Source organism: Methylobacterium sp. WL6, from assembly GCF_008040095.1.
Taxonomy (GTDB): domain Bacteria; phylum Pseudomonadota; class Alphaproteobacteria; order Rhizobiales; family Beijerinckiaceae; genus Methylobacterium.
Genome location: NZ_VRVH01000226.1, coordinates 1 through 7,463, shown reverse-complemented (window position 1 = coordinate 7,463; position 7,463 = coordinate 1). Strand labels below are relative to the sequence as shown.

7 protein-coding genes are annotated in these 7,463 nt (G+C 69.6%); 1 reads left to right on the top strand and 6 read right to left on the bottom strand.

What is annotated here, in order from left to right:
* The 5 genes from FV230_RS21505 to FV230_RS21485 form a co-directional block, all read right to left on the bottom strand.
* Positions 1–617 (bottom strand): BLUF domain-containing protein (locus FV230_RS21505; protein WP_147843850.1); only part of this gene is annotated, 617 nt, incomplete at its 3' end.
* Between the two features lie 26 nt (positions 618–643).
* Positions 644–2,368: an EAL domain-containing protein gene (locus tag FV230_RS21500; RefSeq protein ID WP_147843849.1), complete on the bottom strand. Its 1,725-nt coding sequence runs from the start codon at positions 2,366–2,368 to the stop codon at positions 644–646.
* A gap of 652 nt (positions 2,369–3,020) precedes the next feature.
* Positions 3,021–4,370 (bottom strand): HAMP domain-containing sensor histidine kinase, encoded by a 1,350-nt coding sequence (locus FV230_RS21495; RefSeq protein ID WP_147843848.1) that lies wholly within the window; start codon positions 4,368–4,370, stop codon positions 3,021–3,023.
* Positions 4,367–5,047 (bottom strand): response regulator transcription factor, encoded by a 681-nt coding sequence (locus tag FV230_RS21490; RefSeq protein ID WP_147843851.1) that lies wholly within the window; start codon positions 5,045–5,047, stop codon positions 4,367–4,369. Before FV230_RS21490 ends, FV230_RS21495 begins: the two co-directional genes overlap by 4 nt.
* 21 nt (positions 5,048–5,068) lie before the next feature.
* The gene (locus FV230_RS21485) at positions 5,069–5,377 is read right to left on the bottom strand and encodes a PepSY domain-containing protein (protein ID WP_187274690.1); all 309 of its coding nucleotides are present in this window, start codon (positions 5,375–5,377) and stop codon (positions 5,069–5,071) included.
* 118 nt (positions 5,378–5,495) lie between these two features.
* On the opposite strand from FV230_RS21485, the gene FV230_RS21480 reads away from it, so the two are divergent.
* On the top strand, positions 5,496–6,065 hold the full coding sequence (locus FV230_RS21480) for a thermonuclease family protein (RefSeq protein ID WP_147843847.1): 570 nt from the start codon (positions 5,496–5,498) through the stop codon (positions 6,063–6,065).
* Positions 6,066–6,259: 194 nt separating this feature from the next.
* Here FV230_RS21480 and FV230_RS21475 read toward each other — a convergent pair.
* Positions 6,260–7,463: efflux RND transporter periplasmic adaptor subunit (locus tag FV230_RS21475; protein WP_147843846.1), on the bottom strand; the 1,204-nt coding region annotated here is incomplete at its 5' end.

Genomic DNA, 7,463 nt, shown 5'->3' with positions numbered 1-7,463 from the left:
CCTCCCGGGCGGGCGCGCGGGCCGACGACCGCGATCGGGCCGGCCAGGACCGCGTCGGGCGCTGGCGGGATCCGGGGGGCCGCATCCTCTCGCCGAAGCTGCGCGATCTCCGTTCGCAGCTGCTCGACATCGAGGCCCGTTGCGGGCAGATCCTCGGACGGCGAAGCGATCGGCGCGGGGGCCGGCACCCGCTCCTCCTCCAGCACGAGCCCGTGCAGCATCGCGAACACGGCGTCGCCGTCCAGGCGCGAGAGGTCGAAGCCGCTCTCGGCAGCCAGCTGGCTGAATTGCGCCTGTCCCCCGGCGGACTGGCCGACGAAGGCCATCGACCAGTTCGCGAAGCCGCGCTTCTCGGTCGGCCCGCATTGAAGGACCGTCACGTCGCCGTGCCGATCGTCGCACTGGATCCGCTCGAACGTCTCCTCGACCTCGCGGCGCGGTCCCTCCAGAACCTGGGCGAACGCCCCCGCATTGAACATCAGCGCGCCGGTCACGTCCGATTCGGCGTTGTTCCGTTGCGACGCCGCGAGGATCTGCGTGATCGATGCCGTCATCTCGGCCTCCGATCCCTTCAGCAGGTTCTTGCTCGCGTAGACCAGGCGATAGAGTTCGCTCATCAGAGACTATCCGGGACTGGGGTGGATCACGCGTGCGGCGGGTAGCTCGCGAGGAAGGTCATGAGGTCGTCGGCCGGTATCGGCCTGCTGATGAGATAGCCCTGCACGTCGGTGCAGCCCTCTTCGCGGATGCGCTGCATCTGCTCCGGCGTCTCGACGCCTTCGGCGACCGTCGTCATGCCCAGGCTCTTGCCGAGGCCCGCGATGGCCCTGATGATCGCGTCGCCGTCCGGCTTGCTCGACAGGTCCTTCACGAAGGAGCGGTCGATCTTGATCTTGTCGAAGGGGAACGAGCGCAGGTAGCTCAAGGAGGAGTAGCCCGTGCCGAAATCGTCCATCGACACGCGGACGCCGAGCTCGCGCAGCCGATGCAGCGTCCGCAGCGTCTTCTCGTTCTCCTGAAGCAGCACGCCCTCGGTGATCTCGACCTCCAGGCGCCGGGCGGGCAAGCCCGAGCCGGCAAGCGCCGACATGATCGTCTCGACCAGGCGGTCGCTCTTGAACTGGGCCGGGGACACGTTGACGGCCACCGCCATGTGCGCCGGCCAGTGCATCGCGTCGCGGCAGGCCTGCCGGATGACCCAGTCGCCGATCGGCACGATCAGGCCGATCTCCTCGGCCAGCGGGATGAAGTCCAGTGGTGAGACCGCCCCGCGCTCGGGATGCTTCCAGCGGATCAGGGCCTCGCAGCCGATCAGCCGATCGCCGTCGAGCTGCATCTGCGGCTGGTAGTGCAGCTGGAACTCGCGGCGGGCGAGCGCCTGACGCATGTCGAGCTCCAGCCGGCGGCGCGCCTGCATGCGCGCGTCCATCTCGGGCTCGAAGAAGCGGTACGTGCCGCGTCCGTCGACCTTGGCCCGGTAGAGGGCCAGGTCGGCGTTCTTCAGGAGCGTCTCGGAGGCGTCCCCGTCGTCGGGCGCCAACGCGACGCCGACGCTGGCCCCGATCGTCAGGAGGTGCCCGTCGATCATGTAGGTTCGGCCGATCAGGTCGACGAGGCGCCGAGCCAGGGCCTGCGTGTCGCTGGCCTCGCGGATGCCGGCCTGCACGATGATGAACTCGTCGCCGCCGATCCGGGCGACGGTGTCGGTGGGCCGCACGGCCGAGCGCAGTCGATCGGCGACCTTCTTCAGGAGCGCGTCGCCGATCGGGTGGCCGAGCGTGTCGTTGACGGGCTTGAAGCGATCGAGGTCGACGAGGAGAAGCGCGCACTTCTCGCCGTTGCGATGGAGGCGCACGAGGGCCTCGGAGAGTCGTTCCTGCAGGAGCAGCCGGTTCGGCAAGCCGGTGAGCGGATCCTGGCGTGCCGCCTCGTCGGCGCGCGCCTCGCTGGCTTTGCGCGCGCTGACGTCCTCGATCGTCGCGATCCAACCCTGTTCCTCTGCAGGATTCAGCTCGACCTGCAGCGTGAGCCCCTGATCCCTGACCTCGAACGAAACGGCCGTGCGACGATCGCGTCCCTGGCGCAAGGATCGGAAGACCTCGCGCCTCGGTTTCGCAGTCCCGGCGCACAGGGCGCGAAGCAACGGCCTGGCACCCGGTTCGCGCGAAGGCGGCAGGAAGTTGGTCAGCAGGCGCTCGGCCGGCGCATTCGAGACGATTACGCGTCCCGCATCGTCGATCATCAGCAGCCCGTGCCGGATCACGTCGAGATAGCGCGCCCAGGAGTGGGAGGGGGTGCCCGCGTTCGGCCGCAGGCTCCGCGGCGTCTCGCGCCGGGCAGCGCCAAGGTAGTGCCGTTCAGCGCTCATGGCACATCGGACCCGATCTCAGGCCGCCCAGCGAGCGTGCCGAATGGAAGCACTTATTTATAGAGGTAGAATTCTTAATTAGAGGCTACACTGGGCGTTGAATCCGCGCTCTCAAGTTGCAATCAGCCGCCATTCGAACCTGTCGCCACCGCGCAGGTCGACGGCCTTGGCCTCCATCGTATCGGCGGCAACGGACTGGCCGCAAAGCCGACGCCTCTGGCAGCGGTTCAGCGGGAGCCGGCAGGTCGAACTTGGATCGACTGTCGAACGCAGGCATCCGGCACCTAAGGCGACGCCGGATACCGGGGTCGACACGCACGGACTTGATGTTCCCGGCGGCGTGCAAGGTGGTCGCACGCCGGCATCCGTAGCTGCCAAACTCGCAAATTCTGCGCGATCCACCGCGGTGACGGGGGAACCGGACCGCAGCCGGAACGGCAGAAAACGGATGTCTGCTTCCCGGGTAAAGCGTCGATCCCGTCCGACGTTTGGCCTTGAACCAGACGTTCGATTCGAGCTCGAAGCGTCAACGGCCGCCTCTGCGTCCCGGCAGCGCCGGCGGCCGTCTCGAGCCAAGGGGCTCGCGAAGCCGCCTGGATAACCATCGTGGCGGTCTCGACTGTCCCCTGCCGGCGGAAGACTGCCGAAGACCTCAGCCGGAGGACCAAACCATCTCGACCATCAGCCCCCCCTCGGCGGCCTCGCCGAATGCCATCCGGGCACCGGCTGCCTCGGCTACGTCGCGGGCGATCGCCAACCCGAAACCGGTGCCCGGTCGGCTTTCGTCCCAGCGCACCCCACGGCCCAGCCCGGCCAGGGCCGTGGGGTCCATCCCCGGCCCATCGTCGCTGACCGACAAGCGGCCTCCCGCCCCGTCCGGCGTCCCGGTGACGCGCACACGCCGGTGTGCCCACTTGCGCGCGTTGTCGAGCAGGTTGCCCAGAACCTCCATCAGCTCGCCCTCGTCGCCCGGGTAAGACAGATCGGCAGGGACAGATACGTCCCAGACCAGTGAGTCGCCCTCGGGAAGCCGCCGCATCGTGGCGACGAGCCTGTCCACGACCGCCGCCACGCCACAGGATCTGCGACGCAGGTCCCGAGCACCCGCGAGGCGCGCTCGAGCCAGCGTGCGCTCGACCTGACCGCCCATCGCCTGTGTCTGTTCCGCGATCTGCTGCGCCACAAGCGGTTCCGTTGCGGAGAGCCTGCGCATCAGGGCGTCAATGACGGCCAACGGCGTCTTCAGTCCGTGTGCCATGTCCGCCGCGCCGGCCTCCGCTCGCTTGAGCGCCCGTTCCTGTGCGTCGAGCAACGAATTGAGGTCGGCCACGAGCGGACGAACCTCGTCCGGGAAGACGTCCGGGAGGCGTTCGCGCGTTCCGGCATGCACCGCGGCAAGGCTCGCGCGCAACGTTCGAAATGGCGTCAGCGCGCGATGGACGAAGACCGCCATCGCCAGGGTCAGCACCACGAACAGCGCGGCGAGCGACGGCATAAGAAGGCGCAGGAACGTCGACCGGCTCGCGGCCAGTCCACGCCGATCCTCGGCGACGGTGACCCGCAACCGTGTCGCCGTTCCGCCGGCCCCATCGATCTCGACCGGTCGCGATAGGGACAGGAGCCGCCCCCCATCCGGTCCCGTCGCATCGGTGACCATCGGCGCATCACCCGTGTCCAGGCCCGACGATTCGAGCCTCTTGTCCCAAAGCGAGCGCGACCGCAGGGACCGCCGGTCCGGCGTCTCGACCTGCCAGTACAGGCCGCCATAGGGTGTGGCGAACCGCGGATCCGGCGGCTCGCGCGACAGGGTCGGGGCACCGTCCGAAGCCAGTCCGACGCGCCCGGCGATGAGCTTGGCCGAGCGGTCGAGCTCGTCGGCCGTGCGGGCGTCCAGCACGCGGTCGAAGATGATCGTCAGGCCGAAGCCGGCCAGCAGCAGAGCGAGGCTGATTAAGGCGGCGCCGGTGATCCCGAGGCGCAGGCGCAGGGAGTCCGCCCTCAACGGCCAGGCGCCTTCGGTTGGTCGGCGGGGACGAGGTACCCCTGGCCGCGCCGGGTCTCGATCATTCCCGGCCCGAGCTTGCGTCGCAACCGCGTCAACAGCGCCTCGAGTGCGTTGGCCTCGCGGTCGCTTCCGACGCCGTGGAGGTGGTCGAGAAGTTCGCCGGCCGGAACCACCTGTCCCTGCTGGTGCATAAGGAAAGCGAGCAGGCGGTACTCCAACGCGGTCAGGTCGATCTCGCGACCGGCGACGCTGACGGCCCGGGTGCGCGTATCGAGCTCAACGGCGCCGGCGCGCAGCACCGGCGAAGCGTGGCCGGCGGTGCGCCGCAGGATTGCGCGCAGCCGCGCTGCGAGCTCTTCCATTCGAAATGGCTTGGCGAGGTAGTCGTCGGCGCCTGCGTCGATGCCCTCCACGCGCTCCCGCCAGCCATCGCGCGCGGTGAGGATCAGCACGGGGACCATCGTGCCGGCCGCGCGCAGGCGGCGGAGCACGCCGAGGCCATCGAGGCGCGGCAGGCCCAAGTCCAGCACCATCGCGTCGTAGGTCTCGGTCTCGGCGCGGAACCACGCGGCCTCGCCATCCGCGACGACGTCCACAACGTAGCCGGCACGCTCCAGGCCAGCGCTCACGTCCGCGGCGATGCGGGGCTCGTCCTCGACGACTAGCACCCGCATCGGACGCGTTTCCATGTCAGGTCAGTCATCGTCGTCCCTGTCGATGATCTGCAGCGACTGCGCATCGACCTTCACGTCGCGTCGTTTGCTGTCCGCGCCGAGGATACGCAGCTTGTACAACCAGTGCCCGTCGTGGTGCTTCAGGTCGAGGGCCACGACGTCGCCGGGCACGGCAGCACGGGCGGCGCGCAGGACCTCGTCGAGCGGACGGATCTCGCCGCGTTCGAGGGCACGACGGGCCCGGTCGGCGTCGTCGTCCGCGCGCGCAGGGACCATCCGGACGAGACCTGAGCAAAGGGCGGCGACGAGAAGGATGCGGAGGATCGGCATGGACACTGGCACCATGGGTGGGTCAACCTGACGGGAGGCTGACGGGCTCCGTCAGGCCGGCGGGTTCAGGATCCGCCAGAACGCTCCGCAGATCCCTCGTTCGCGGAGCCGCACGGCCATGTCCATCATCATCGGCATCCTTCTGACCGTCGTGGCGGCGATTGCCGGCACGATCCTGTGCCCGCCGCCGGCCACAAGACATCACCCCCCGGCCCGGGTCCCGGACAACCGCGTCTTGACGCTGGCCCTGGCCACTTGTCTCGCCATCGCGGGGAAACCGGCGTTGGCTGGGGAACCGGCGACGGGGCATGCCTCGCTGATCAACAGGACCACCCTCACGATCGACGGCGGATCCGTCACGCTGTTCGGCATCGTGATGCCCGCACCGAATGCGACGTGTTGGGACGCCCACGAGGTTCCCTACGCGTGCGGCCGTCAAGTCCGCGAGAAGATGATCGCACGCATCGGGACGGCGGAGCCGATTTGCGAGCGGCACGATCGCCCAGACAGCGGTTCCGCCGAGGCGACGTGCCGAATCGGTGACGAGGACCTCGGCGATTGGATGATCGCCAACGGTTACGCGATGCCCGCCCGCGACGCGCCGGCATCCTACAGGCGGGCGAGCGACCGGGCCTGGGGGCGTCGTGCCGGCTTGTGGGCCGGAGTGTTCGACGATCCGACGGACTGACGGCAGGGCGGGCGATAGGGCGTATCCGATAGACGAACGGCGCCGCTCTAGGTGCGTGCAGTTGCCATGACGTGCCCGCCGGCGACCGGCGAAATCGCCGTGCGGTCAGGCTGCACGGCGGCCTGACCCATTCGAGATGGCGGGTCGCGCTGCACCACGCGGGGGCCGGGAAACGTCCGCCGCGGGGGCGATGGTCAGTTCGCCGAGGCGGTACGCGGAGCGGCCTCCTCTCCGGCGACGCGGACGACATCCCCGCTCGCCAGGAACTCCTGAGGATTGTCGATCAGCCGTTCGGCGGTGGTCACGCCCGCGCGCACCTCGACCTCGTTGCCGAGGTTCCGCCCGAGCGTCACGGGCTTCAGCGCGATCCGGTGGTCGTCGCCCACCTGCGCCACCTGCGTGCCGTTGCGGTCGAACACCAGCGCGGTGGCGGGCACGCGCAACGTCCCCGGGTCCGAGGGCACGTGGAATCGCACCTCCACGAACGCCCCCGGCCAGAGCTTGCCTTCCGGGTTGTCGGCCTGGAGCTCCACGAGACCCTTTCGGGAATCCTCCGCGATGGCGTTCGCGGTCGAGGTCACCTCCGCGTCGAACGCCGCCTCCTGCCCCGGCACGCGCAGGGAGGCCTTCAACCCCGGCTTCATCACGGCGAGGAAGGCCTGCGGCACGTTCACGTAGGCGCGCACCCGGTGGAGATCCGAGACCCGGTAGAGCGGCCGTCCCGAGGTTCCCCCCGCCGTGAGCAGGTCGCCGATGTCGACGTTGCGCGCGGTCACGACCCCGTCGAAGGGTGCCCGGACCTCCTTGAACCGCGTCAGTTCCTCCAGGCGCCCGACATTGGCCTGCTGGGCGACGATGTTCGCCTTGGCCACCGACAGGGCCGCCGTGCGCGAGGCCGCGGTGAAGCGGTCGGTGTCGCCGCGCTCCTCGCTCGACCAGCCCTGCGTGACCAGGCGGGCGGTGCGCTTGTTGGTGGCCGCGCTGAGATCGGCGTTCGCCTGAGCCTGGTCGACCGCCGCCTGAAGCTGAACAAGGGTGGCGCGCGCCTCGGCGAGTTGCTGGTCGAGGTCGGGCGCCGAGATCTCGGCCAGGACCTCGTCCTTGCGCACGCGGGCGCCGATATCCCGATGCCAGGCCGTGACGTAGCCGCTGGCGCGGGCATACAGCGTCCCGGTGTAGAAGGCGCTCAGCGACCCGGGCAAGGTCAGGTCCTCGTCCATGGGCCCGCGCCGGGCGTGCACCACCCGAACGGTGGGCACGGCCTGCCGTTCGGTCCAGCTCTCGACCTCTTGCATCCCCTTCGCACGGTCGTTGATGCCGACCCAGGCCAGCGCCACGGCGCCGATGGCCACGCCCGCCAGCAGCGCGCCGACCCGGCGCCCCGACGGCGTGCGGGGC